This window comes from Bradyrhizobium sp. USDA 3240, from assembly GCF_054063295.1.
This window is the reverse complement of record NZ_JBSSGD010000002.1, coordinates 2,994,604-3,017,332: the sequence shown is the minus strand read 5'-3', so window position 1 is coordinate 3,017,332 and position 22,729 is coordinate 2,994,604. Positions and strand designations below refer to the sequence as shown.

At 65.7% G+C, this 22,729-nt stretch carries 25 protein-coding genes and 2 pseudogenes; 20 read left to right on the top strand and 7 right to left on the bottom strand.

Going from position 1 to position 22,729, the window contains the following annotated elements; translation table 11 throughout:
- Positions 1–828 (top strand): TIGR00282 family metallophosphoesterase, encoded by an 828-nt coding sequence (locus ACVIGA_RS15080; protein WP_456666988.1) that lies wholly within the window; start codon positions 1–3, stop codon positions 826–828.
- A gap of 296 nt (positions 829–1,124) precedes the next feature.
- Here ACVIGA_RS15080 and ACVIGA_RS15075 read toward each other — a convergent pair.
- Together ACVIGA_RS15075 and ACVIGA_RS15070 are read right to left on the bottom strand one after the other, a co-directional pair.
- Positions 1,125–2,571 (bottom strand): annotated as a pseudogene (locus ACVIGA_RS15075) (methyl-accepting chemotaxis protein).
- Positions 2,572–2,767: 196 nt separating this feature from the next.
- On the bottom strand, positions 2,768–4,522 hold the full coding sequence (locus ACVIGA_RS15070) for a methyl-accepting chemotaxis protein (RefSeq protein ID WP_456666987.1): 1,755 nt from the start codon (positions 4,520–4,522) through the stop codon (positions 2,768–2,770).
- Between the two features lie 203 nt (positions 4,523–4,725).
- Here ACVIGA_RS15070 and ACVIGA_RS15065 point away from each other — a divergent pair, with 203 nt between their 5' ends.
- From ACVIGA_RS15065 to ACVIGA_RS15035, 7 genes are all read left to right on the top strand, one after another.
- The gene (locus ACVIGA_RS15065; RefSeq protein ID WP_223966791.1) at positions 4,726–5,472 is read left to right on the top strand and encodes a YebC/PmpR family DNA-binding transcriptional regulator; all 747 of its coding nucleotides are present in this window, start codon (positions 4,726–4,728) and stop codon (positions 5,470–5,472) included.
- Between the two features lie 229 nt (positions 5,473–5,701).
- Positions 5,702–6,229 carry a crossover junction endodeoxyribonuclease RuvC gene (ruvC, locus tag ACVIGA_RS15060; RefSeq protein WP_375777144.1) on the top strand — a complete coding sequence of 176 codons (528 nt, stop codon included), beginning with the start codon at positions 5,702–5,704 and terminating at the stop codon, positions 6,227–6,229.
- The gene (gene ruvA, locus ACVIGA_RS15055) at positions 6,226–6,843 is read left to right on the top strand and encodes a Holliday junction branch migration protein RuvA (RefSeq protein WP_456666986.1); all 618 of its coding nucleotides are present in this window, start codon (positions 6,226–6,228) and stop codon (positions 6,841–6,843) included. The genes ruvC and ruvA overlap by 4 nt, the downstream gene beginning before the upstream one ends.
- A gap of 448 nt (positions 6,844–7,291) precedes the next feature.
- Complete coding sequence (gene ruvB, locus ACVIGA_RS15050) at positions 7,292–8,341, top strand: Holliday junction branch migration DNA helicase RuvB (protein WP_456666985.1); 1,050 nt, start codon at positions 7,292–7,294, stop codon at positions 8,339–8,341.
- Positions 8,342–8,513: 172 nt separating this feature from the next.
- Positions 8,514–9,431, top strand: coding sequence for a metallophosphoesterase (locus ACVIGA_RS15045; RefSeq protein WP_456666984.1), 918 nt, complete (start codon positions 8,514–8,516; stop codon positions 9,429–9,431).
- Positions 9,432–9,499: 68 nt separating this feature from the next.
- Complete coding sequence (ybgC, locus tag ACVIGA_RS15040) at positions 9,500–9,949, top strand: tol-pal system-associated acyl-CoA thioesterase (protein WP_021076499.1); 450 nt, start codon at positions 9,500–9,502, stop codon at positions 9,947–9,949.
- Between the two features lie 86 nt (positions 9,950–10,035).
- Positions 10,036–10,503: a nuclear transport factor 2 family protein gene (locus tag ACVIGA_RS15035; protein ID WP_456666983.1), complete on the top strand. Its 468-nt coding sequence runs from the start codon at positions 10,036–10,038 to the stop codon at positions 10,501–10,503.
- Between the two features lie 178 nt (positions 10,504–10,681).
- On the opposite strand, the gene ACVIGA_RS15030 is transcribed toward ACVIGA_RS15035, so the two are convergent.
- Positions 10,682–11,326, bottom strand: a complete 645-nt coding sequence (locus tag ACVIGA_RS15030; protein ID WP_456666982.1) for a glutathione binding-like protein — start codon at positions 11,324–11,326, stop codon at positions 10,682–10,684.
- 99 nt (positions 11,327–11,425) lie between these two features.
- Between ACVIGA_RS15030 and ACVIGA_RS15025 the strand changes: the two genes are divergently transcribed.
- The 4 genes from ACVIGA_RS15025 to ACVIGA_RS15010 all read left to right on the top strand — a co-directional run bounded on the left by ACVIGA_RS15025 (position 11,426) and on the right by ACVIGA_RS15010 (position 13,802).
- A complete protein-coding gene (locus ACVIGA_RS15025) occupies positions 11,426–12,085 on the top strand; it encodes a TetR/AcrR family transcriptional regulator (protein WP_223966798.1) in 660 nt (219 codons plus the stop codon).
- Between the two features lie 91 nt (positions 12,086–12,176).
- Positions 12,177–12,827 (top strand): dihydrofolate reductase family protein, encoded by a 651-nt coding sequence (locus ACVIGA_RS15020; RefSeq protein ID WP_456666981.1) that lies wholly within the window; start codon positions 12,177–12,179, stop codon positions 12,825–12,827.
- Between the two features lie 98 nt (positions 12,828–12,925).
- Positions 12,926–13,330, top strand: a complete 405-nt coding sequence (locus ACVIGA_RS15015) for an ArsR/SmtB family transcription factor (RefSeq protein ID WP_456666980.1) — start codon at positions 12,926–12,928, stop codon at positions 13,328–13,330.
- Positions 13,311–13,802, top strand: a complete 492-nt coding sequence (locus ACVIGA_RS15010; RefSeq protein WP_456666979.1) for an SRPBCC domain-containing protein — start codon at positions 13,311–13,313, stop codon at positions 13,800–13,802. Before ACVIGA_RS15015 ends, ACVIGA_RS15010 begins: the two co-directional genes overlap by 20 nt.
- 163 nt (positions 13,803–13,965) lie before the next feature.
- On the opposite strand, the gene ACVIGA_RS15005 is transcribed toward ACVIGA_RS15010, so the two are convergent.
- The gene (locus ACVIGA_RS15005; RefSeq protein ID WP_456666978.1) at positions 13,966–14,931 is read right to left on the bottom strand and encodes a 2-hydroxyacid dehydrogenase; all 966 of its coding nucleotides are present in this window, start codon (positions 14,929–14,931) and stop codon (positions 13,966–13,968) included.
- Between the two features lie 89 nt (positions 14,932–15,020).
- Here ACVIGA_RS15005 and ACVIGA_RS15000 point away from each other — a divergent pair, with 89 nt between their 5' ends.
- From ACVIGA_RS15000 to ACVIGA_RS14975, 6 genes and pseudogenes are all read left to right on the top strand, one after another.
- Positions 15,021–15,329 carry a hypothetical protein gene (locus tag ACVIGA_RS15000; RefSeq protein ID WP_456666977.1) on the top strand — a complete coding sequence of 103 codons (309 nt, stop codon included), beginning with the start codon at positions 15,021–15,023 and terminating at the stop codon, positions 15,327–15,329.
- A 166-nt stretch (positions 15,330–15,495) separates the two neighbouring features.
- Positions 15,496–15,864 (top strand): YciI family protein, encoded by a 369-nt coding sequence (locus tag ACVIGA_RS14995; RefSeq protein WP_157347862.1) that lies wholly within the window; start codon positions 15,496–15,498, stop codon positions 15,862–15,864.
- Entirely contained in the window at positions 15,861–17,138 is a 1,278-nt protein-coding gene (locus tag ACVIGA_RS14990; RefSeq protein ID WP_375777131.1) for an RNA polymerase sigma factor, read from the top strand. The genes ACVIGA_RS14995 and ACVIGA_RS14990 overlap by 4 nt, the downstream gene beginning before the upstream one ends.
- A gap of 341 nt (positions 17,139–17,479) precedes the next feature.
- Positions 17,480–17,883, top strand: a pseudogene (locus tag ACVIGA_RS14985) (DoxX family protein).
- Between the two features lie 34 nt (positions 17,884–17,917).
- Positions 17,918–18,454 (top strand): SRPBCC family protein, encoded by a 537-nt coding sequence (locus ACVIGA_RS14980; protein ID WP_456666976.1) that lies wholly within the window; start codon positions 17,918–17,920, stop codon positions 18,452–18,454.
- Positions 18,455–18,533: 79 nt separating this feature from the next.
- On the top strand, positions 18,534–18,944 hold the full coding sequence (locus ACVIGA_RS14975; RefSeq protein ID WP_375777130.1) for a VOC family protein: 411 nt from the start codon (positions 18,534–18,536) through the stop codon (positions 18,942–18,944).
- Between the two features lie 194 nt (positions 18,945–19,138).
- Here ACVIGA_RS14975 and ACVIGA_RS14970 read toward each other — a convergent pair whose 3' ends face one another.
- From ACVIGA_RS14970 to cobT, 3 genes are all read right to left on the bottom strand, one after another.
- Positions 19,139–19,561 carry a hypothetical protein gene (locus ACVIGA_RS14970; protein ID WP_223966812.1) on the bottom strand — a complete coding sequence of 141 codons (423 nt, stop codon included), beginning with the start codon at positions 19,559–19,561 and terminating at the stop codon, positions 19,139–19,141.
- Between the two features lie 115 nt (positions 19,562–19,676).
- Positions 19,677–19,967 (bottom strand): hypothetical protein, encoded by a 291-nt coding sequence (locus tag ACVIGA_RS14965; protein ID WP_021080156.1) that lies wholly within the window; start codon positions 19,965–19,967, stop codon positions 19,677–19,679.
- A gap of 174 nt (positions 19,968–20,141) precedes the next feature.
- Positions 20,142–21,155 (bottom strand): nicotinate-nucleotide--dimethylbenzimidazole phosphoribosyltransferase, encoded by a 1,014-nt coding sequence (gene cobT, locus ACVIGA_RS14960; protein WP_456666975.1) that lies wholly within the window; start codon positions 21,153–21,155, stop codon positions 20,142–20,144.
- A gap of 178 nt (positions 21,156–21,333) precedes the next feature.
- Here cobT and cobS point away from each other — a divergent pair, with 178 nt between their 5' ends.
- Entirely contained in the window at positions 21,334–22,086 is a 753-nt protein-coding gene (gene cobS / locus ACVIGA_RS14955; RefSeq protein ID WP_456666974.1) for an adenosylcobinamide-GDP ribazoletransferase, read from the top strand.
- 7 nt (positions 22,087–22,093) lie between these two features.
- Positions 22,094–22,684 carry a histidine phosphatase family protein gene (locus ACVIGA_RS14950; RefSeq protein ID WP_456666973.1) on the top strand — a complete coding sequence of 197 codons (591 nt, stop codon included), beginning with the start codon at positions 22,094–22,096 and terminating at the stop codon, positions 22,682–22,684.
- The last annotated feature ends 45 nt before the right edge of the window (positions 22,685–22,729 follow it).

The window sequence follows — 22,729 nt, the reverse complement described above, 5'->3', positions numbered from 1 at the left end:
TTGCGTATTCTGTTCGTTGGTGACGTCGTCGGCAGGACCGGCCGCACCGCCATATCCGACCATCTTCCCGGCATGATCAAGGACTGGTCGCTCGATCTCGTCGTCGTCAATGGCGAGAACGCCGCCGGCGGCTTCGGCATCACCGAGGCGATCTACCAGGAGCTGCTCGACGCCGGTGCCGATGCGATCACGCTCGGCAATCACGCCTGGAATCAGAAGGAGGCGCTGGTCTTCATTGAGCGTGCGCCGCGCCTGATCCGGCCGCTGAATTTCCCGCGCCATTCGCCGGGCCGCGGCGCCACTCTGGTCGACACCAAGAGCGGCAAGCGCGCGCTGATCATCAACGCGATTGGCCGCGTCTTCATGGAGCCCTCCTCGAACGATCCGTTCAGCGCGATCGAGCGCGAGCTCGAGGCTTGCCCGTTGCGCGAGGGCTGTGACGCCATCGTGCTCGATTTCCATGCCGAGGCGACCTCCGAGAAGCAGGGCGTCGGCTTCTTCTGCGACGGCCGCGTCAGCCTCGTGGTCGGGACCCACACCCATGTGCCGACCGCCGACCACCAGGTCCTGCCCGGCGGCACCGCCTATATGAGCGATGCCGGCATGACCGGCGACTATGATTCGGTGATCGGCATGCAGAAGGAAGAGCCGCTGCAACGTTTCCTCACCGGCATTCCCTCCGGCCGTTTCGAGCCGGCCGGCGGCGTTGCGACGCTGAGCGGCGTCGCGGTCGAGACCGACGATGCGACCGGCCTTGCGGTCAAGGTCGCGCCGGTGCGTGCCGGCGGCCGGCTCGAGCCGGCGGTGCCGGGGTTTTGGGTGAAGTGAGTTTCAGCGCTCGCTCGCTGCAGATTTTTCGTCATTGCGAGCGAAGCGAAGCAATCCATCTTACTACAAGCGGCGGCATGGATTGCTTCGTCGCTGTCGCTCCTCGCAATGACAGGGGACGGGGCCGCGGATTCCGCGACCAGGAGTGTTCGCGCCATTTCGGAATAATGGAAAAATACGTCTGAGTTGCCCGACGTGTCAAGGGCAGTGCCAAGCGCCGGCAGCCGCCGGCTACTTTGCATGGGGTTGTTTTCCATATTTTGGCAGCGCACCCCGCCATCCCGGCGAGGGTTGGCCTAGCCCTGCCGAAAACCCATCCGGAACGCGCCCCAGTGGCGGCCGTTCACGACAATCGGCGACGAGACGTCCTTCATCAGCACGAAATTGCCGCCGCCCATGTCGCGGCGATAGGTCTGCAGCAGGAACGGCTTGGTGTTGGCCGCGACCTTGCTCACCGCGCGGTCGTTGAACAGCCGGCGGTTGCGGCAATTGGCGTTATTCCACACCGGGTCCGGTCCCTGCGGCAGCCGGTAATTCGGATTGTGGGTCGGCAGATAGCCGCTGCGCGCCCAGGCTACGCAGAACACGATGCGCGGATCGGTCTTCTGGATCGGATCCTGGATCGCGGGCAGCACGCGGTCGGTGAAGCTGACATAGTCGGTCAGATATTGCTTCGGATTGGTGCCGGCGATCTCGCGATAATTCTCATCCATCAATTGCGCGAGCGTGATCTCGCCGCTTGCGATGGCTTTCTCGAACAGCTCCGAGATTTGTTTCGCGGTGTCGATCACGGCGCGGATCAGCGGCGCATCGCTAGTCTCGACGCCGCTGTCGGCGATGGTTACGATCAGGCTCTCGGACAGCTCGAGCAGTTTCGCGACGCGGCCGTCGGCGTGCTTGAGATCGCGCGAGGAGAGGTCGACGCCCTTGGCGAGCTCGTTCAGCTCCGCGATCACGGTGTCGCAATGACCGAGATTGGAGGTCGCGGCACGCGCCACGCTGCCGATCTCGGCGCCGACGGATGAAAAGCCCTCCTGCACCCGCATGATGATACCCGATATCTGCTGGGCGCCTTCGCCGGCGCTCTTGGCGCGCAGCGAGGCGTCGCTGCTCTCGCCGATCAGGCTGCCGATCTGGCCGTCGAGGTCGCGCACGGTGTCGGAAATCTGATGGGTCGCCTGGCGGGTCGCCTCGGCAAGGTTCTTCACCTCGCTTGCGACCACGGCAAAGCCGCGACCGGCATTGCCGGCGCGCGCGGCCTCGATCGTGGCGTTGAGCGCGAGCAGGTTGGTCTGCTTGGCGATCGCCTCGATCGAGCCGGAGACTTTGGCGACCTGGTTCAGCGCGGAGCCGACCGCGGCGAGCCGCGCCTCGATCCGTCCGACCGCTGCGACGAGCTCCGCGATATGGCTGACCGCCGTCTCGACCGCATGACGCGACTCCGCGATCTGGCCGACCGCGGCGGATGCAGTCGTCTGCACCGCCTGCGATGCATGCACCGCCTGCGATGCATGCATTGGCGATGTCGTGATTGGCCGAGACCATGATCTCGGCGGTCTCCTGCAAATGATGGAACCGCTCCGACTGGCTGGAGACACGGTTCGCGACCTCCTGGACGTTGCCGGCGATGTCGGCAAGCTCGACCCCGAGGCCGCCGATGCGGTCGGCAAGCTGGTCGACCAGCCGTTCGGCCAGCGTCCGGTTCGATGACGTATCCAGCACTGCAAGCTGCGCCGCCGACATGTCGCGTTTCCTCCGTTACAGCAGTCCGTCGCGCCGCTGCAGCATTCCCCATTCCGATCTAAAGCGTGATTCGCGCAGGCGGTCTTGCCTGAGCGTGCACTGCGTGGCCCGGATGGAGCGCAGCGAAATCCGGGGCCAATGTGCCAGTGGATCAGAATCCCGGATTGCGCTTCGCTCCATCCGGGCTACGAAACCATCAAAGCTTGTAGGCGGTGCGGAAGGCGCCCCAGTGCCGGCCGCGCACGCGGATCGGCACGTCGATCTCGCGCATCATCACAGTAGTGCCGTTGCCCATGTCGCGCGCGTAGCTCTGAACCAGATAGGCGCGCTCATTGTGCGCGGCGGCGAGGCCCGCGGGATCGTTAAAGATACGGCGATTGCGGCAATTGGCGCTGTTGTAGGCCACGTCGCCCGGCCGCTGCGGCTGCGAGTAGATCTTGTTGTGGACCGGCAGATAGCCGTTGCGGTCGACCGTCGCGCAGAACGCCAGGCGCTTGTCCTTGGCGAGGAACGCCTCGAGCAGAGCTGGCAGCGCGCGATCCGCCCAATCCAGCATTTTGGTGCGATACTGCACCGGGTTGGTGCCTGATATCTCGACATAGTCGGTGTCGAACATGTCAGCGATCGTGATCGCGCCGCTTGCCAGTCCGTCCTCGAACAGCCTGCTCAGCGCGCTGCCGGCTTCCATCGCCCGGGTGACGAGTTCGGCGTTCTCCTCGTGGATCGCCCACATCCGGTCTTCGATCTTTTCGCGCAATTCGGCGGTCGCGGCCTCGAAGCGCGCGTGGCTGCCTGCCTTGGTGCGGTCGCCGATCCTGATCCGGCAGGCGCCGATATCCTGCAAGGTCGCGCTCAGGGTCTCATGAGCCGGCAGCTTCTCGGCCTCGGGGCCGCCAATCAGGATGCCGTCCATCGCGATCTCGTAGACCGGCGCGGTGATCATGCCGCGCGCGGTCGTGATCTCGACCATGAGGCTGCAGGGCAGGCGCTCGTTCTTGCGCGGATCGCCGCGCTCGTCCTGGCGCAGCAGCACTGCGCAGCGCGCCTTCAGCTTCTGGGCGAACGCGGTCACCGCCTTGCCGGCCTTCGCGACATTGTCGCCATGCGCGGCGGCTTCCTGGGTCGCCGAATCGATCTCGCCGGCGCTGGTGCCGACCGAGACGATGAAGTGGGAGGCGGAGGCCGCGTTCTGGCCCATCTCGCCGGTGATCTGGTTCTGCTCGGCGACGGCGCCGTTGACGTTCTCGAACACCGGACGGATCTTTTCGATCGCCAGCGAGATGCGGTGGACGGCGTCTGCCGATCCGGTGGCGTCCTTTTGCAACGCCTCGATCTTGCGCGTGATCTCTTCGGTTGCGCTCTGGGTCTGTACTGCCAGCGCCTTGACCTCGGTGGCGACCACCGCAAAGCCCTTGCCGGCCGCGCCGGCGCGCGCCGCCTCGATTGTTGAGTTGAGCGCCAGCAGCGTGGTCTGCCGCGCGATCTGCGCGATCAGGTTGACGACGTTGCCAATCGCGGCCGAGGATTCGCGCAGCCGATCGACATTGGCGGTGGCCTCGCGCGCCGCCGCCGCGGCATCGTCGGCGAGCTGGCTGGCGCTGCGCACCTGCGCGCCGATGCCTTCGGCGGAATGGGTGAAGCGGTCGGCGGCTTCGGAGAACGTCGTCGCGGTGCTCTGCGCATCGCTGCTGCGGCCGGTCAGCGCGTCGGTGCGGGCGCGGATGGTCGCGAGCTTGGCTGCCGTCGCCTCGGCGCCGTCGGCCACCGAGCCTGCGGCGCGCTCGAGCTGGCGGATCATCGCGCCGAGCTCGAGTTCCAGCAGCTCCAGGATTTCCTTTGACGAATCCTTGGCCGAATCAGTCTCGGTCGAGGCTTCAGCCGCGGTCGGAACCTGCGCGGCGGCCGACGCAGCCGGCGCCGGCTCTTGCTTTCGAAACAAACCGAACGCCATGGGGGGCTCTTGGAAAGTTGCGGCGGGACGGGGCGATCCTCGCATCCGGGCATGAAGTCATGGTTAACAAGTGCCTCATATTCCGGCTTGCGGTAGTATTCTCGGGCTGGACGGCCCCTGCCGACCTTTGATTTTGACCGCCAGGGGCCTATAAGGCCGCGTTTTCCACCCCTGTTCAGACCCTACGCTCGAAGAGACGTCGCATGGCCGGCCATTCCCAATTCAAGAACATCATGCACCGCAAGGGCCGGCAGGATGCCCAGAAGTCGAAGCTTTTCGGCAAGCTGGCCCGCGAAATCACCGTGGCGGCCAAGCTCGGCACCCCGGACCCGGCGATGAACCCGCGGCTGCGCGCCGCTGTGGTCGCGGCCCGCGCCGAGAACATGCCCAAGGACAATATCGACCGCGCCATCAAGAAGGCGATCGGCGGTGAGGGCGAGAACTATGACGAGATCCGCTACGAGGGCTATGGCCCCGGCGGCGTCGCCGTCATCGTCGAGGCGCTGACCGACAACCGCAACCGCGCCGCCTCCGACATCCGCTCCTTCTTCACCAAGTCGGGCGGCAATCTCGGCGAAACCGGCTCGGTCGCCTTCATGTTCGACCACACCGGGATCATCGAATACGACGCCAAGGTCGCCTCCGACGACGCGATGCTGGATGCCGCGATCGAGGCCGGCGCCGATGACGTGGTTTCCAGCGAGGCAGGTCACGAGGTCTATGCCTCGCAGGACACCTTCCGCGAGGTCGCAAAGGCGCTGGAAACGAAGTTCGGCGAGCCGCGCAAGGCGGCGCTGACCTGGAAGCCGCAGAACACCGTCGCGGTCGACGACGAGACCGGCGAAAAGCTCTTGAAGCTGATGGACCTGCTCAATGAGCACGACGACGTGCAGAACGTATACGCCAATTTCGAGGTGTCCGACGCGCTGCTCGCGAAGATGGGCGGCTAAGAGCCTCGTTCATGGTCTCAAACTCCGCTGTCATCGCCCGACTCGATCGGGCGATCCAGTATTCCAGAGACCGTCATCTGATCCGAGAGGCCGCGGGGTACTGGATCCCCGGCTTTCGCGGGGGATGACGAGCAAGGGCGGGATGACGAGCGGGGCCGACGGCGACTGCGGCAGGGGACGAACTTCCGTTTGTGTTTCGTTCTCGCAGGCTAGGCGGTATCACTACCCCATGACATCGCAGCCGATTCGCTCTCCCGTCCGCATCATCGGTATCGATCCGGGTCTCCGCCGCACCGGCTGGGGCGTGATCGAGACCGAGGGCAACCGCCTGGTCTATATCGGCTGCGGTTCGGTCGAGCCGCCGGAAGATCTGCCGCTGGCGAGCCGGCTGCTCGCAATCCATGAGGGGCTTGCCGCCGTGCTCGGCGACTACCGGCCGGCGGAGGCCGCGGTCGAGCAGACCTTCGTCAACAAGGACGGCGTTGCCACGCTGAAGCTCGGTCAGGCCCGCGGCGTCGCCATGCTGGCGCCCGCAATGTTCGGTATCTCGGTCGCCGAATACGCGCCGAACCAGGTCAAGAAGACCGTGGTCGGCGCCGGTCATGCCGAGAAGAACCAGATCCAGGTGATGCTGAAGATTCTGCTGCCGAAAGCCGAGCCGCCGTCCGCCGACGCCGCCGACGCGCTCGCGATTGCGATCACCCACGCGCATCACCGCCAGAGCATCGCGTTGCGCCTCAGGGTGGCGAACCTATGATCGGCAAGCTCAAGGGCCTGATCGATTCCTATGGCGAGGATTACGTGATCCTCGATGTCGGCGGCGTCGGTTATCAGGTGCATTGCGCGAGCCGCACGTTGCAGGCGCTGCCACAGCCGGGCGGCGCGGCCGTGCTTTCGATCGAGACCTATGTCCGCGAGGATCAAATAAAACTGTTCGGCTTCCGCTCGGATCTCGAGCGCGAATGGTTTCGTCTGTTGCAGACCGTGCAGGGCGTCGGCGCCAAGGTCGCGCTCGCGGTGCTCAGCACGTTGCCGCCGACCGATCTCGCCAATGCCATCGCGCTGCGCGACAAGGCGGCGGTGGCGCGGACACCGGGGGTCGGGCCGAAGGTCGCCGAGCGCATCGTCAGCGAATTGAAGGACAAGGCGCCGGGCTTTGCCGATGTCGATCCGGCGGTGGTGCAGCTCTCAGGCGCGATCGACAACAACCGCGCGCCGCGTCCGGTGACGGATGCGATCTCCGCGCTGGTCAATCTCGGCTACGGCCAGCCGCAGGCCGCCGCCGCCATCGCCGCCGCCTCGCGCAGCGCCGGCGAGAGCGCCGAGACCGCGCAGCTGATCCGGCTGGGGCTTAAGGAATTGTCGAAGTGAGCCCCGCTCTCGACTTCATTGAAAGGCTAGGCAGGTCGCAGATATTTGACCTGGGATGCGCCTTCATCATCGTCTTCTTGATAACACTGACCATGGGCGTTCTGGAAACAATCGCATTTTCAGCCTCCGCATGTTTCGTTAGTCGAGTAACTCGCTGCTTCTCGATCTCGCGCGATGCAATTGGAGTTACTCTGCTTGGCCTCAAGATTTGGGTTTTGCCGGCTGCCATCGCTGCGTTGGTGGTCGTTGCGATCGGACGAGCCCGCGGCAGTGTGGTCTGGTGGAATGTCCTTATTGCCGCGCCGGCGCTCTATTTCGTGCATGCTGGGTCAACCGTGAAATCGCTTGAATTCTTCAGCGAGCCCGAGTTTTGGCTCCTATGCGCGATAATGTTCTTTAATCTCCAATCTTCCCTATTCGTGGGTAGATTGTCTGGCAGACTAGCCATATGAACACGCCCTCGCGCATCGTCACGCCCGAACGCCGCTCCGACGATGTCGGCGACACCGCGCTACGTCCGCAGTCGCTGACGGAATTCGTCGGCCAGGCCCAGGCGCGCAAGAATCTCTCGATCTTCATCGAAGCCGCCAAGAAGCGCGGCGAGGCGCTCGATCACGTGCTGTTCGTAGGTCCCCCCGGCCTCGGCAAGACCACGCTGGCGCAGATCGTCGCGCGCGAGCTCGGCGTCGGCTTCCGTGCGACTTCAGGCCCGGTCATTGCCAAGGCCGGCGACCTTGCGGCGCTGCTCACCAATCTGGAAGAGCGCGACGTGCTGTTCATCGACGAGATCCATCGCCTGAGCCCGGCGGTCGAGGAAGTGCTCTATCCCGCGATGGAAGATTTTCAGCTCGATTTGATCATTGGCGAAGGTCCAGCAGCGCGCTCGGTGAAGATCGAGCTGTCGAAATTCACCCTGGTCGGCGCGACGACGCGCGCGGGCCTGCTCACCAATCCGTTGCGCGACCGCTTCGGCATTCCGATCCGGCTCAATTTCTACACCGTGGAAGAGCTCGAGAAGATCGTCACCCGCGGCGCCCGCGTGCTCAACATCGGCATGAGCCCCGACGGCGCCAACGAGATCGCGCGCCGCGCCCGCGGCACGCCGCGCATCGCCGGCCGCCTGCTGCGCCGCGTGCGCGACTTTGCCTCCGCCGCGGATGCCGACTCCATCGACCGCGGCATCGCCGATCGTGCGCTGAGCGCGCTCGAGGTCGACAGCGCCGGGCTCGATGCGATGGACCGGCGCTATCTCAGCACCATCGCCTTGAACTATGGCGGCGGGCCGGTCGGCGTGGAGACCATGGCGGCGGCGCTGTCGGAGCCGCGCGATGCGATCGAGGACATCATCGAGCCCTATCTGATCCAGTGCGGCTATTTGCAGCGCACCCCGCGCGGCCGGCTGCTGACCTCGCATGCCTTCCGCCATCTCGGCCTGGCCGAGCCGAACCGCGATCCCTCGCAGTTCGGCCTGTTCGGCGGCAATGGCGACGAGGATTGAGGCACGCGCTCTCGAAGACGTGAAAAGACGTGTTGACGCAGCGCATCGCGCGGCGCGGTAACCTTGCCCGCTAACCATTGCGACGTCTCTGCAGGCCGTCTGCACAAACGCGGCCCAATTTCGCTCCAATCAAGGGGCCTATCATGGACCAGGCATCACCGATCAAGTGTCCATGATTTCACGTCGACATTTTCTGCGCACCGCCGGCGGATTGACCGCCGCCACCGCCTCGACCGCGGCCTATGGCCTGAGCGAGCCGGTCGTCCGTCTCACGCTGACGCGTTACGATCTGTCGCCGCGGCAATGGCCTTCGGACTTTCCGCTCAAGATCGCCGCGCTCGCCGACATTCACGCCTGCGATCCCTGGATGTCGCTCGATCGCGTCGCAGAGATCGTCGAGCGAACCAACGCGCTCAACCCCGACATCATCGTGCTGCTCGGCGATTATGTCGCCGGGCTGCGCCACGTCACCCGCTTCATTCCGGCCTCCGAATGGGCCGCGGTGCTCAAGGATCTGAAGGCGCCGCTCGGCGTCCACGCCGTGCTCGGCAATCACGATTACTGGGAGGACAAGACGGTGCAGCGCCTGGGGCAGGGCATACCCGTCGCGCGCCGCGCGCTGGAGCGCGCCGGCATTCCGGTCTACGAGAACGACGCGGTGCGGCTCACCAAGGATAACCGTCCGTTCTGGCTCGCCGGCCTCGGCGACCAACTCGCCTTTATGCCGGCGCGGCGCTATCGCGAGGTCCGGCGTATCGGCGTCGACGATCTCAACGCGACGCTCGCAAAAGTCACCGACGACGCGCCGGTGATCCTGCTCGCGCACGAGCCGGACGTCGCGCTCCGCGTGCCCTCGCGCGTCGCGCTGCAGCTGTCCGGTCACACCCATGGCGGCCAGATCCGGCTGCTCGGATGGTCGCCCGCGGTGCCGGTGAAGCACGGCATGCGGCTCGCCTATGGCCACATCAAGCTGAAATGCGACGTCGTCGTCTCCGGCGGCCTCGGCTGCAGCATCATGCCGTTCCGCCTCGGTGTGCCGCCCGAGATCGTGCAGGTCGCGCTCGGCGCAAAGGGGCCCGTGGTGTCCTGATCGCGCTTGCGTGATCGCGCAATTTGCGCAAAACGATTGTTCTGACGAGGGCAATCGAGGGGCCGCAATTGACCTTACCCCATATCGACGGCGCGATCCGCGATGGCCGACATCATATGCAGGTCCGTGTCTATTACGAGGACACCGATTTTTCCGGCATCGTCTACCACGCCAATTATTTGCGCTTCATGGAGCGCGGGCGCACCAATCATCTCCGATTGATGGGCGCCGAACAAAACGCGCTGTTCGAGGAGGCGCAGGAGGAGACTGGCGGTTTCGCCTTCGTGGTGCGCTCGATGACGCTGGACTTCCTGAAGCCCGCGCGGATGGACGACATGCTCGACGTCGTGACCTGGCCGATCGCGGTGAAGGGCGCCTCCATCATGCTCGCGCAGGAGGTCCGGCGCGGCGATGACGTGCTTGTGAAGGCGCAGGTGCGCGTCGCATTCGTCAGTCAGGGCAGGGCGCAGCCGATTCCGAAGTCCATCCGCGCGCTGATGAAGGCCGATCTGGCCTAACTATCGGGCGATAGGAAACGCCCCATCGACTCTTCATCCAGCGACGATAGATTTGCGCGTGACAAAACAACCGCGAGGGATTGCCGATGTCACGCCCGCCACTGCCGCCCTTTACCCGCGAGACCGCCGCGCAGAAGGCTCGCATGGCGGAGGATGCCTGGAATTCGCGCGACCCGGTTCGGGTTGCCGGCGCCTATACCGAGGACAGCCGCTGGCGCAATCGCGCCGAGGTGTTTCAAGGACGCGAAGCGATCGTGGCCTTCCTGACCCGTAAATGGGAAAAGGAGCGGGAGTATCGCCTGATCAAGGATCTCTGGGCGTTCGACGACAACCGCGTCGCGGTGCGCTTCCAGTACGAATGGCACGATGCCGGCGGCAACTGGTTTCGCTCCTACGGCAACGAGCAGTGGGAGTTCGACGAGCACGGTCTGATGCGCCGCCGTGAGGCCTCGATCAACGACATCGCTATTGCGGAGAAGGACCGCCGCTTCCACTGGCCCGCGCCGGGCCCGCGTCCGGTCGATGTGCCCGGGTTGGGGCAGGAGCCGTTCTAGTCTGGCGGCAACAGTTGGGCCGTCGTGCTTCGAGGCTCGCTGCGCTCGCACCTCAGCATGACGGTGACAGACTCTCGCGCCTGGCTCGAGTTACCTCCGTCATCCTGAGGTGCGAGCGTAGCGAGCCTCGAAGGATGAACGGCCCCCGTTCGGGAGCCGCCACCTTGCGCGCTAATCCTTACGCCGCCGCCTTGTGCCGGGCGATCTCGGCCTTGTAGAGCTCGAACTCTTCCGCGACCGCCTTGGCAACCGACGGCCTCGTGCGCAGGCGCTCGTAGTAGGCCTTCAGCGCCGGCCACTTCGCGAGTTCGATCGGCGGCGTTGCCATGGTCCAGTTGATGACCGTGACGAGATAGGCGTCGGCGACGCTGAAATGATCGAGCAAATAGTCGCGGCCCTTCAGGTGGTCCTCGACATAGTCGAGCCGCGACACGTATTTCTCCAGCGCGTAGGTCTTGGCGTCCGGTGGCGCCTTCTTGTCGAGCAGCGGCAGGAACAGGCCCTTGTGCAACTCGGTGCCGATGAAGCACAGCCATTGATGCAGCTTCGAACGCTCGGCGTTCGACGCGGTGCCGAGGCCGGCGCGCGGGAACTGGTCGGCGACATACTGCAGGATCGCCGCGTTCTCGGTCAGTACGATGCCGTCGTCGGTGCGCAGCGTCGGCACGAGGCCAAGCGGGTTGACCTTGTTGAAGTCGGAGCCGTCGTTGCGCACCTGCTTGGTCTTCGGATCGACCTCGAGATAGTTCGCCGGCTGGCCCGCTTCGTAGAGCGCGACGCGGGTCGCCATCGAGCAGGCGAGCGGCGAGAAATAAAGGTCCATAGGTGCCTCCTTGGGGCGGTCTGGCGCGGATGTCCCGGCCGTTGTTGATTTTTGTACTGTCTTGGATAATATTGAAGGCGTCAAGGAATTAAATGCGAAATGGTACAAAAAAGTAAAAGGCCGCCATCTGCTGCCAAAATTGAGGCTCCGGTCGCGCCGAAGCGCCGTGGGCGGCCGCGCGCCTACGAGCCCGAGGTCGCGCTCGGCAAGGCGCTCGATCTGTTCCGGCGCGACGGCTTCGCCGCGACCTCGCTCGATGATCTGAGTGCTGCGACCGGCATGAACCGGCCGAGCCTCTATGGCGCGTTCGGCGACAAGCGCGAGCTCTACATCAAGAGCTACCAGCGCTACCGCGACGACGCGCGCGCGGCGATGGTCGACATCTTCCGCGCCGATGCGCCGTTGCGCGAGCGGCTGGAGCGCATCTATCGCATCGCGCTCGACATCTATCTCTCCGGCGAGTCCGGCCCGCGCGGCTGCTTCACGGTGATGACCGCAGCATCCGAGGCGGTGTCGGATCCTGGTATCCGCACCATGGTGGTGGAGGGACTGACCGAGCTCGACAAGGCGTTCGGCATCTGCTTCCGCCATGCCAAGGAGCGCGGCGAACTGCCTGAGGGTGCCGATCCGGCGGCACTGGCGCATCTTGCCTCCGCCACCATCCACACCATCGCGATCCGTGCCCGCGCCCGCGTGCCGCGCGGGGAACTCGAGGCGATCGTGAAGGGCGCCCTCGACGTGCTGTGCGCGGCCAAATAGAGGCGGCGAAGTTTCTTCGGCAGCAAATGTCGGGTGCTGTTTTTCCCGCCCGTCTTCCGTAAGGTCTCTCAACCTACGGAAGTGGAATATCATGGGAAAAGTCAGGACTTCGGCATTCTCGGTCTCGATCGACGGATTTGGCGCGGCACCGCGTCAGAGCCTCGAAAATCCATTCGGCGAAGGTGGCATGGCGCTGCCTGCCTGGTTCCTCGGAACGCGGACGTTTCGCCAGACCTTCGGCCAGGATGGCGGCAGCACCGGCCTCGACGACGAGGTCGCGCGCAAAGCGATGGAGAATATCGGTGCCTGGATCCTCGGGCGGAACATGTTCGGCCCGATCCGCGGGCCGTGGCCGGATCATGCCTGGAAGGGCTGGTGGGGTGCCAATCCGCCGTATCACACGCCGGTGTTCGTGCTGACCCATCACGCGCGGCCTGACATCGAAATGGAAGGCGGCACCACGTTTCATTTCGTGACCGACGGCATTCACGCCGCGCTCGAGCGGGCGCGCGCCGTTGCGGGGGACAAGGACATCCGGGTCGGCGGCGGCGTGTCGCTGGTGCGCCAATTCCTTCAGGCACGCCTGCTCGACGAGGTGCAACTGGCGCTGTCGCCGGTGCTGCTCGGCGCCGGCGAGAATCTGTTCGCTGGCATTGATCTGCCCGCGCTCGGCTATGCCGTCGTCTCGCATGTCGCGAGCCCGAACGCCACGCACGTTACTTTCGCGCGCAAGACATCCTGAACGGTTCACACCCGCGTCAGCGGCCAAAATTGGCCGTTGACGCGACCGCTGTTCGGACGTATTTAACCCATAGGTTATTTAACCGATGAGCTAAGTACATGTCGCTTGATCCCCTCACTTCGACCTTCGCGGCGCTGGCCGATCCGACCCGGCGCGCGATCCTGGCGCGGCTCGCGCTCGGCGAGACCTCGGTGATGGAGCTGGCAAAGCCGTTCGACATAAGCCTGCCGGCGATCTCCAAGCACCTGAAGGTGCTGGAGCATGCCGGGTTGATCTCGCGCGGGCGCGAGGCGCAGTGGCGGCCGTGCCGCATCGCGCCCTCTTCGTTCAAGCAGGTCGATGGCTGGCTCGGGAATTTCCGCCGCTTCTGGGACGAGAGCTTCAACCGCCTCGACGGCCTGCTCGAGGAGATGAAGGCGGAGGAGGCCGCGAAGGCCCCGCCGCACACCACCCGTAAAGTCAGAGTAAAGAAGGAGAAGCAACGTGGACGCACGCGTGGATAAGACGCTGAGGATCACCACCCCGTCGGATTTCGAGTTCGCCATGACGCGCCAGTTCGACGCGCCGCGACGGTTCGTGTTCGACGCCATGACGAAGCCCGAATACGTCGTGCGTTGGCTCGGCTGCGAGCAGCTCACAATGCCGGTGTGCGAGATCGACCTGCGCGTCGGTGGCGCCTATCGGTTCGTGTTCCGGTCGTCCGACGGCGTCGAGCACATCCTCACCGGCACCTATCGCGAAGTGGTGCGCCCGGAGCGGCTGGCATTCGGCGAGATCTTTGCGATGCTGGGCTTCACCAGCGACGAATATCTCGTCATCTCGACCTTCGTCGAGGAAGGCGGAACGACCACGCTGACCACCACCATTCGCCATCCCACCAAGGAGGCCCGTGACGGTCATCTCAATTCCGGCATCGACAAGGGCGTGGAGCCCGCCTACGACCGGCTCGCGGAGATCGTTGCCGAGATGGGCTGAGGCGCGGCCTCTCCACTTGTCGTCCCGGCCGAGCGCGCGCTTGCGCACGGAGCCGGGACCCATAACCACATGACATCGTTGTTGTGCAGGATGGTTCCCCGCGCGTGCCCTGATGAGGGGCCGCGGAGTATGGGTCCCGGCCTTCGCCGGGACGACACCGAATTTAGTACCCCCGCTTGCGATCGACGAGATTTTCGAGCGCGCCGCCTTGCTCGAAGCGCGCGATCTGCTGCGCGACGTATTTCGAGATCTCGTCGGCGTCGGTGTCGGCGGCGTTGTGTGGGGTCAGCACCACCTTCGGGTGGCTCCAGAACGGGCTGTCTTGCGGCAGCGGCTCGGTCTCGAAGACGTCGAGCGAGGCGGCGCCCAGCGTGCCGTCGTCGAGTGCGCGCAAAATGTCCGATTCGTTCTGCAAGCCGCCGCGGCCGGCATTGATGATGACGGGCGCGCCGAGCGGGCTGCTACGATTGAGTTTCGCGAACGCGTCGCGGTTCAGCACGTGGCGGGTATCCGGCGTCAGCGGCAGCAGGCACACCAGGATGTTGGTCTCGCGCAGGAACGCGTCCAGCCCCTCGGTGCCGTGATAGCAGGCGACGCCGTCGATCCGCTTCTCGCTGCGGCTCCAGCCGACGACCCGGAAGCCGAGCGCGCGCAGCGCATGCGCCGACGCCGCGCCGAGCGTGCCGAGCCCCATCACGCCGACGGTGATCGCGCTTGCCGCCCATTGATAGTCCGGGGCCCAGCGCTTCGCTCGCTGCGACTCCCGCAGGTAAAGCTCCTGGCGGTGATGCATCAGCACATGCAGCACGACATATTCGGTCATGCGATCGGTGAGATCGCCGACCGCGACCCGCACCAGCGGCACGTCGGGCAGCGAACGGTCGGCCATCAGCGCGTCGACGCCGGCGCCGAGATTGAAGATGACGCGGAGGTTCTTGAACGCCGCGAGCTCTCCCGGCTTCGGCTTCCACACCGCGGCATAGTGCACCTCGGCGGGATCGAGCGCGCCGTCCGGCAGCAGCACCACGGGGCGGTCCGGGCAGACCGTGTCGAATCGCGCCTTCCAGCGGGCCGACGACCAGTTTTCCGAGCCGCCATTGATCAGCAGCGCCAGTGCGCCCTTACCCATCCGGATACCTCCAATTTAAATGTGATGTAGATCACATAGCCAGCCTGGCTCGCTCCCTAGTCTCCTGCCATCAACCGGGGAGAACTTCCATGCGCAAGCTGATCCTGATCGCGGCTTTCATCGCAGCCACCGCCACCACCGCGCACGCCGGCCAGAGCCGCGGCCTGGTGCTCGCAAATGCCGACACGCCCGCTCAGGCGCAACCGGCCGTTGCGCCCGCTCCGGCCGAAGCCCAGCCGGCCCCGTCGCAGGCGCAGCCGGCCGAGGCCCCGCGGCCGCAGGCGTCGCGTCCGGTGAAGCGGAGCCAGGCCAGCCGCCGGGAGAGCGACGAGGCCAAGGCGCCGGATCGCCGCTCGTTACGGCGTCTATTGGTGATCGCAGCATCGTCGCCACGGTGATGACCTGACGCGCCATCGCTGTGGCCTCAGCCTTCAGTCTGTCGCGACGCGCCATGAAGCGTCGGCCCAATCCATCGCCGGCATCCGGAACCTAAATTTCTTTCGCGCCGCCTGTCGGCAGCAGGCATAATCGTTCGTTCTTGCAATGAACGGAGATGCCTTTTCGATGCTGTACGCCATCCTCTGCTATCATGACGAAGACATGGTCGGTTCCTGGAGTAAGGAGCACGACGCCTCGGTCATGCAGAAATTGTCGGTCGTGCAGGACAAGCTCGCCAAGCAGGGCCGGCTCGGTCCGGTGGCGCGGCTGCTGCCGACCACCGCGGCGACTACGCTGCGTAAGGAAAACCCGCCGCTGGTGCTCGACGGCCCGTTCGCCGAAACCAAGGAGCAGCTGCTCGGCTTCTATCTGGTCGAGGGCAAGAACCTCGACGAGGTGCTCGACATCGCGCGCGACCTCGGCGAGGCCAATCCCGGCGGCACCTATGAGATCCGCCCGGTCGGCTACTTCAATCAGGGGGGCACGAAGGCGTGAGCATGACCGACACCGCCTGGATCGATGCCGCGCTCACGTCGGCGCGTCCCCAGGCGGTTGGCGCGCTGCTGCGCTACTTCCGCAATCTCGACACCGCCGAGGAGGCCTTCCAGAACGCCTGCCTGCGGGCGCTGAAGAGCTGGCCGCAGAACGGCCCGCCGCGCGATCCCGCGGCGTGGCTGATCATGGTTGGCCGCAATGTCGCGATCGACGACATCAGGCGCGGCAAGAAACAGGAGGCGTTGCCCGACGACGACCAAGCGATCTCCGACCTCGGCGATGCCGAGGAGGAGCTCGCCGAGCGCCTCGACGGTTCGCATTACCGCGACGATATCCTGCGGCTGCTGTTCATCTGCTGCCACAAGGACCTGCCGGCGACGCAGCAGATCGCGCTCGCGCTGCGCATCGTCTCCGGCCTGTCGGTGAAGCAGATCGCGCGCGCCTTCCTGGTCTCGGAAGCCGCGATGGAGCAGCGCATCACGCGGGCCAAGACGCGCGTCGCCGACGCCGATGTGCCGTTCGAGACGCCGGGCGCGGTCGAGCGCAGCGAGCGGCTCGTCTCGGTCGCCGCGATGATCTATCTGATCTTCAACGAGGGCTATTCGGCGAGCGGCGACACCGCTCAAATCCGCTCGCCGCTGTGCGAGGAGGCGATTCGCCTCGCCCGCCTGCTGCTGCGGCTGTTCCAGAGCGAGCCGGAGATCATGGGGCTGACGGCGCTGTTGCTGTTGCAGCATGCCCGCGCCGCCGCGCGGTTCGACGCCGATGGCGCGGTGATCCTGCTCGACGACCAGGACCGCAGCCTGTGGAACCAGAAGCTGATCGCCGAAGGTCTCGCGCTGATCGACAAGGCGATGCGCCATCGCCGCAGCGGGCCCTATCAGGTGCAGGCCGCGATCGCCGCACTCCACGCCCGCGCGGAGAAGCCCGAAGATACCGACTGGACCCAGATCGACCTGCTCTATGGCGCGCTCGAGATCATGCAGCCGTCGCCGGTGATCACGCTGAATCGCGCCGTTGCGGTCTCCAAGGTGAAGGGACCGCAAGCCGCGCTCGAGATGATCGAGCCCTTGGCGCCGCGGCTATCGAATTACTTTCATTATTTCGGCGTGCGCGGCGCCTTCCTGATGCAGCTCGGCCGCAACGAGGAGGCCCGCGTCACCTTCGACCGTGCCATCGCGCTCGCCAACACCACCGCCGAAGCCGCCCATATCCGCATGCATATCGACCGCCTGATGCGCGACAGCCAGCCGCGCAATGTGAAGGCGAAGTAGCGGCCAGTGCTTGGGTCGCTCTAAGCTAAGAGACTTCCCGCGTGAACCCCTCCCCCACAAGGGGGAGGGAACCCCTCCGCCGGTGCTTCCCTCACGTCGGATTATCAAGCGCTGAAATTTTGTGGACGAGCGCAAGTGAGGTGAGCGCGCTCGACAGGCTCCCTCCCCCCTTGTGGGGGAGGGTTGGGGAGAGGGGTAAGCCCCGGGCGAGCTGACCAATGTGTGCGTCGCTCTCGCAACTCTGGTCGCGGCTGCGAAAAATCTTCACCGCCCTTGTCGGCCCCGCGCTCCTCCGTTCGTCATGAAGGCAGAGAGCATCACCAAGCGTTACGGAGCCTGCCATGCCGACGATCGTCGACACCGAAATCTCGAAGCCCGCCCGCATCACCGGCCGCGTCGTCAGCGGCGTGGTCGTCCTTTTTTCGATGGCGCCATCAAGCTGTTGCCATTGCCCGTCGTCACCGAGACCATGGACAAGATGGGCTTTGGTGCGAGCGATACGCTGGCGCGCAGCCTCGGCATCATCACCATCGTCTGCACGCTGCTGTACTCGGTGCCGCCGACCTCGATCCTCGGCGCCATCCTGCTCACCGGCTATCTCGGCGGTGCGATCGCGTCCCATGTGCGGATCGGCAGCCCGCTGTTCAGCCACACCCTGTTCGGGCTCTATCTCGGCCTGATGGTGTGGGGCGGGCTCTATCTGCGCGATGGCAATCTGCGCGCGCTGCTTCCGTTCCGCCGCTGAGCTATCATCTTAATTGATCTACCTGGAGACCATCATGTTCGAGACCATTGCCATCATCGCTGTCATCCTCGCGGTCGCGATTGCCGTCATCCTCGCCCTCGCGGCGACCAAGCCGAGCACGTTCCGCGTCACGCGTGCGACCAGCATCAATGCGCCGGCGGAACGGATCTTTCCGTTGATCGACGATTTCCGGCAGTGGACGGTCTGGTCGCCCTACGAGAACCGGGATCCGGCCATGAAGCGCAGCTATGACGGCGCCGGGCGCGGGCAGGGGGCGGTCTATGCCTGGGACGGCAACAAGAATGTCGGCACCGGTCGCATGGAGATTCTGCAATCGTCCGCGCCGTCGAAGGTCGTCATCAAGCTCGACTTCCTCAAGCCGTTCGAGGGCCACAACACTGCCGAGTTCACAATGCTGCCGCAGGGAGATGCGACCAGCGTCACATGGACCATGTATGGTCCGGCCGTCTTCATGTCGAAGGTGATGCAGGTGTTCATGAACCTGGATCACATGATCGGCAAGGATTTCGAGGTCGGTCTCGCCAATCTGAAGAAGCTGACTGAAAAATAGCGAGCGTTTTCGAGCGAAGTGGTTACCGGTTCGCGCGAAGAAAACGCCTCAAACGAAAATCTACCCCAGGGAGCATGTGATGCAGGTCAACCCCTATCTCTCCTATGACGGCAATTGCGGCGCCGCGCTGAACTTCTACCAGAAGGTTCTCGGTGCGCGGATCGAGGAAACCTATCCCTACGGCGAGGGCAATCCGGAGATGCAGACGCCGCCCGGATGGAAGGACAAGATCATGCACGCCCGGGTCTCGATCGACGGCGAGATCATCATGGCCTCCGACGCCCCGCCCGGCCACTTCCAGAAGCCGCAAGGGTTTCACGTCTCGCTGCAGGTCGAGGATCCCGCGGAGGCCGAACGCCGCTTCAAGGCGCTGTCCGAAGGCGGCACTGTCACCATGCCGTTCGGCAAGACCTTCTTCTCCAACGGTTTCGGCATGTGCGTTGATCAGTTCGGCATCCCCTGGATGGTGAACTGCCCGCAGCAGATGTAAGTCAAGATCAACGTCTGCTCTGGCGCCGCGATCCGCGCTCCATCACCGTCATCCTGAGGTGGCCGCTTCTTCAGCGGCCCTCGAAGGATCGACGCCCGACTGGTGGCCGTTCATCCTTCGAGGCTCGCTCCGCTCGCACCTCAGGATGACGGTCCGGTAGCTTTGCCGCGCGAAGAAAGACGCAATCCGCGCCGCTACCGGCACCGCGGATAGATCGCCGCAAGCTCGCGGCCGCGCAGCAGCAGCAGGCGTGAGGTCAGGCCGCCACGGCGCACGATCCAGCCGCGCACCGGCGCCGGATAGGCCTCCAGCACCGCCTCGGATGCTTCCGGCTCGGCATAGGTCCGGCCGCGCCGGTCGATCGAGCGCGCGGCGTGGAAGCCGAGCACGGCGCGCCGCGTCACGCAGATGCGATCGCCCGGCACCATCGAGAGCACCAGCGTGCAGGCCGACAGGCACGGCCCGTCAATCACCACGCGCTCTCCGGACTCCCGCACCTTTTCGAACAGGTCGATGAACGGGCCGACCTGCCCGCCGGGGCTGGCAAGGATTCGGACGTCGGCTTGTGCGCAGCCGATCGTTGCGCAGAGGGCTGCCGCCGCGACAAACATTTTCATCCGCGCAATCCAGGCCCGCGATGCGGTCGAGGTCCCGCCGCATCTGAAGTCGCGAGGCTCGCGCCGGAATGGGGCATCGTCAAGACCGATGCCCCTTTCACGATGACAGGCTGGCTCAGGCTGCCCGGTTCTTGAGCGCGCCCACGATCGCGGTGAGCACCGCGCCGGCAACGCCGCCGCCGGCGACCTGTCCGATGATGCTGCCGATGTCAGGCGCAGCACCTGAATTGGCGAGCAGTGGGATCAGCATGCCCAGAAGCTGTCCGCCCGCGCCGCCGCCGATGGCGCCCGCGATGGTGTTTCCGAGCGTGCCGAGATCGATGTTCTTGGCCGCTCCGGCGGCGACATTGCCGCCGACGGCTCCGCTGATGATTTGAATGATCAGATTAATGAGGACTCCCGACATGACGCGATTTCTCCCCGGTATCTGGTTCAGCATGGCTGAGGCGCCGAATGGCGTCCCACCGGTGCAGAGGTTAGGCCTCCGGCGCGCAGAGGTCATGCTGCGCACGCGAAGATTGCGGCCCATGCGGGCGGTATGCACCGGCTTTTTGGGGAGCGGTTCGGCTAACCTGCAGCTTTAGCCTGCACCGGAGACGCCGGCCTCGGCAAAGGTCGCCATGCCGCCATGGCAGGCGAGCGCTGCGCGCAGCAGCAGGATCGCAACCCCTGCGCCGGAGGCTTCGCCGAGCCGCATCTCGAGATCGAGCAGGGGCGCGAGCTGCAATTCGCGCAGCAGCTGGCGATGGCCAAGCTCGGCCGAGACATGCCCGGCGCGGCAATGCGCGAGGCCGTTGGGCGCAAGCCGCGCCAGCGGCAGCACCGCCGAGGTCGCGACGAAGCCGTCGAGCAGCACCGGGATCGATCTCGCCCGCGCTGCCAGCACGGCGCCCGCGATGGCCGCGAGCTCGCGGCCGCCGAGCGCGACCGCGACGGCGAGCGGATCGTCGAGCAGGCTGCGATGCAGCTTCAGCGCGGTATCGATCACGGTGCGCTTGCGCAGCAGGCCGGCATCGTCGACGCCGGTGCCACGGCCGGCCCAGCGCGCGCCGCGGCCGCCCATCAACGCCGCGCACAGCGTCGCGGCGACCGTGGTGTTGGCGATGCCCATCTCGCCGACCACGAGCAGATCGCATTGCTCGGGCACCGTGCGCCAGCCGGTGTCGAAGGCGACCAGGAAATCGGCGCCATCCATCGCCGGCGCCATCGTGAAATCGCGGGTCGGACGTGCGAGCTCGAGCGGCTCGACGCGCAACTCGGCCCCGGCAAGCCTGGCGATCTGGTTGATCGCGGCACCCCCCGCGGCGAAATTCGCCACCATCTGCGCAGTGACCTCGGAGGGAAAGGCGGAGACGCCGCGCTCGGCGATGCCGTGATTGCCGGCGAACACGGCGATCGTGACCTGGTCGAGCTGGGGGATCTCGCGCCGCTGCCAGCGCGCCAGCCAGATCGCAACCTCTTCCAGCCGGCCGAGGCTGCCCGGCGGCTTGGTCAGGTTCTGCTGGCGCAGCGTGGCCGCCGCAGCGCTTGCCGCGTCGCCTTCGGGCAGCTCGCGACAAAAGCTGCGGATGTCGTCTAGAGTACTGAACTGCATGCGATTCCCTCGTCGAGCGGGCCGCAAACTAAAGCATGATCCGGAAAAGTGTGAAGCGGTTTTTCCTCGCGACAAATGCGTAGCATTTGCGCCGAGATCATGCCCAAACAAGAAGCTAAAGCGCGATGAGATTCAGCCCGATCTCATCGCGCTTTAGTTCAATTTTCAGGCCTTCACCATGAATCAATGGCTCGACGATCTCAGGACCGCCACCGCCTTTCTGACCCGCCTGCCGATGCCGCATCCGGACGGCGCGCGGCCGGAGGGCTTTGCCCGGGCACAGCGGCTGTTCCCGCTGGTCGGCGCCGGCATCGGGGCGGCGATCGGCCTGTTCTGCCTGCTGCTGCGAACGATCGGTGTGCCGGACCTCGCCGCGGCGGCGCTGGCGCTCGGTGGCGGCGCGCTGTTGACCGGCGCGCTGCATGAGGACGGGCTCGCCGATGTTGCCGACGGGTTCGGCGGCGGCCGCAATGTCGCGGCCAAGCTCGAGATCATGCGCGACAGCCGGCTCGGCACCTATGGCGCGCTGGCGCTGCTGGTGAGCTTTGCCACCAGGCTTGCGGCGCTGGCGGCGCTTCCCAACGATATGGTGGTTCAGAGCCTGATCGCGGCACATGCGCTCGGCCGCGGCGTGCTGCCGTGGATCGCGATCAGCCTGCCTTTCGCGCGCAAGGATGGGCTCGCGGCCAATGCCGGTCGGCCCGACGGCACGATTGCGGCGGTCGCGGCCGGTATTGCGCTGGTGATCGCAATCCTCGTCTTGCCGTTCGGCAGCGCGCTGCTGGCGGCGATCGCGGCCGGCGCGGGCGCATTGATCATGGCGCTGCTGGCAAAGCGGCAGATCGGCGGCCAGACCGGCGACGTGCTTGGCGGGGCAGAGCAGGTTGCGGAGACCGCGATCCTGGTGCTGCTCGCGGCGCGATTCGGGTGAACGAAACATGGATCACGAAACGCATCTCTGGCTGATCCGCCACGCGCCGGTCGACGGTCCGCGCGGCGTGATCCACGCGCCCGATGCGCCCGCGGACCTCGGCGATGCCGCAGCCTTTGCAGCGCTAAAGGCGCGGCTGCCGGCTGACGCTTTCGCGGTGTGCAGTCCGGCGCGGCGCACAAGCGAGACCGCTGTGCGGCTTGGCCTCACGGCAACCGCGGATGATGCCTTTCGCGAGCAGGATTTTGGCGACTGGACCGGCCGGCGCCACAGCGAGATCGAGGCTGAGCTCGGCACGGCGGCGTATCGCGCATTCTGGCAATCGCCGGGCACCAACCGGCCGCCCGGCGGTGAAAGCTTTGCCGATCAGATCGCGCGGGCGCGGGCAGGGCTGGCGCGCCTGCCGGCCGGCGACGTCGTGCTGGTCGTGCACTCCGGCACCATCCGCGCGATCCTCGCAATCGCGCTCGAGCTGACGCCGGAGCTGGCGCTTCGCTTCGTCATCGATCCGCTGTCGCTGACGCGGATCGATCGGCTGGCGGACGCCTGGCGCGTCGTTGCGGTGAACCTGCCGCCGCTACCAACCCCGTCATCCTGAGGTGCGAGCTCTTGCGAGCCTCGAAGGATGCACGGCCACCAGCCG

Excerpts from the sequence above, each read along its gene's own strand:
- ACVIGA_RS15070 (WP_456666987.1), bottom strand. The coding sequence starts at position 4,522 with ATGGCGTTCGGTTTGTTTCGAAAGCAAGAGCCGGCGCCGGCTGCGTCG.
- ACVIGA_RS15065 (WP_223966791.1), top strand. The coding sequence starts at position 4,726 with ATGGCCGGCCATTCCCAATTCAAGAACATCATGCACCGCAAGGGCCGG.
- ruvC (WP_375777144.1), top strand. The coding sequence starts at position 5,702 with ATGACATCGCAGCCGATTCGCTCTCCCGTCCGCATCATCGGTATCGAT.
- ruvA (WP_456666986.1), top strand. The coding sequence starts at position 6,226 with ATGATCGGCAAGCTCAAGGGCCTGATCGATTCCTATGGCGAGGATTAC.
- ruvB (WP_456666985.1), top strand. The coding sequence starts at position 7,292 with ATGAACACGCCCTCGCGCATCGTCACGCCCGAACGCCGCTCCGACGAT.
- ACVIGA_RS15045 (WP_456666984.1), top strand. The coding sequence starts at position 8,514 with ATGATTTCACGTCGACATTTTCTGCGCACCGCCGGCGGATTGACCGCC.
- ACVIGA_RS15035 (WP_456666983.1), top strand. The coding sequence starts at position 10,036 with ATGTCACGCCCGCCACTGCCGCCCTTTACCCGCGAGACCGCCGCGCAG.
- ACVIGA_RS15030 (WP_456666982.1), bottom strand. The coding sequence starts at position 11,326 with ATGGACCTTTATTTCTCGCCGCTCGCCTGCTCGATGGCGACCCGCGTC.
- ACVIGA_RS15025 (WP_223966798.1), top strand. The coding sequence starts at position 11,426 with ATGGTACAAAAAAGTAAAAGGCCGCCATCTGCTGCCAAAATTGAGGCT.
- ACVIGA_RS15020 (WP_456666981.1), top strand. The coding sequence starts at position 12,177 with ATGGGAAAAGTCAGGACTTCGGCATTCTCGGTCTCGATCGACGGATTT.
- ACVIGA_RS15015 (WP_456666980.1), top strand. The coding sequence starts at position 12,926 with ATGTCGCTTGATCCCCTCACTTCGACCTTCGCGGCGCTGGCCGATCCG.
- ACVIGA_RS15005 (WP_456666978.1), bottom strand. The coding sequence starts at position 14,931 with ATGGGTAAGGGCGCACTGGCGCTGCTGATCAATGGCGGCTCGGAAAAC.
- ACVIGA_RS15000 (WP_456666977.1), top strand. The coding sequence starts at position 15,021 with ATGCGCAAGCTGATCCTGATCGCGGCTTTCATCGCAGCCACCGCCACC.
- ACVIGA_RS14995 (WP_157347862.1), top strand. The coding sequence starts at position 15,496 with ATGCTGTACGCCATCCTCTGCTATCATGACGAAGACATGGTCGGTTCC.
- ACVIGA_RS14980 (WP_456666976.1), top strand. The coding sequence starts at position 17,918 with ATGTTCGAGACCATTGCCATCATCGCTGTCATCCTCGCGGTCGCGATT.
- ACVIGA_RS14975 (WP_375777130.1), top strand. The coding sequence starts at position 18,534 with ATGCAGGTCAACCCCTATCTCTCCTATGACGGCAATTGCGGCGCCGCG.
- ACVIGA_RS14970 (WP_223966812.1), bottom strand. The coding sequence starts at position 19,561 with ATGAAAATGTTTGTCGCGGCGGCAGCCCTCTGCGCAACGATCGGCTGC.
- ACVIGA_RS14965 (WP_021080156.1), bottom strand. The coding sequence starts at position 19,967 with ATGTCGGGAGTCCTCATTAATCTGATCATTCAAATCATCAGCGGAGCC.
- cobT (WP_456666975.1), bottom strand. The coding sequence starts at position 21,155 with ATGCAGTTCAGTACTCTAGACGACATCCGCAGCTTTTGTCGCGAGCTG.
- cobS (WP_456666974.1), top strand. The coding sequence starts at position 21,334 with ATGAATCAATGGCTCGACGATCTCAGGACCGCCACCGCCTTTCTGACC.
- ACVIGA_RS14950 (WP_456666973.1), top strand. The coding sequence starts at position 22,094 with ATGGATCACGAAACGCATCTCTGGCTGATCCGCCACGCGCCGGTCGAC.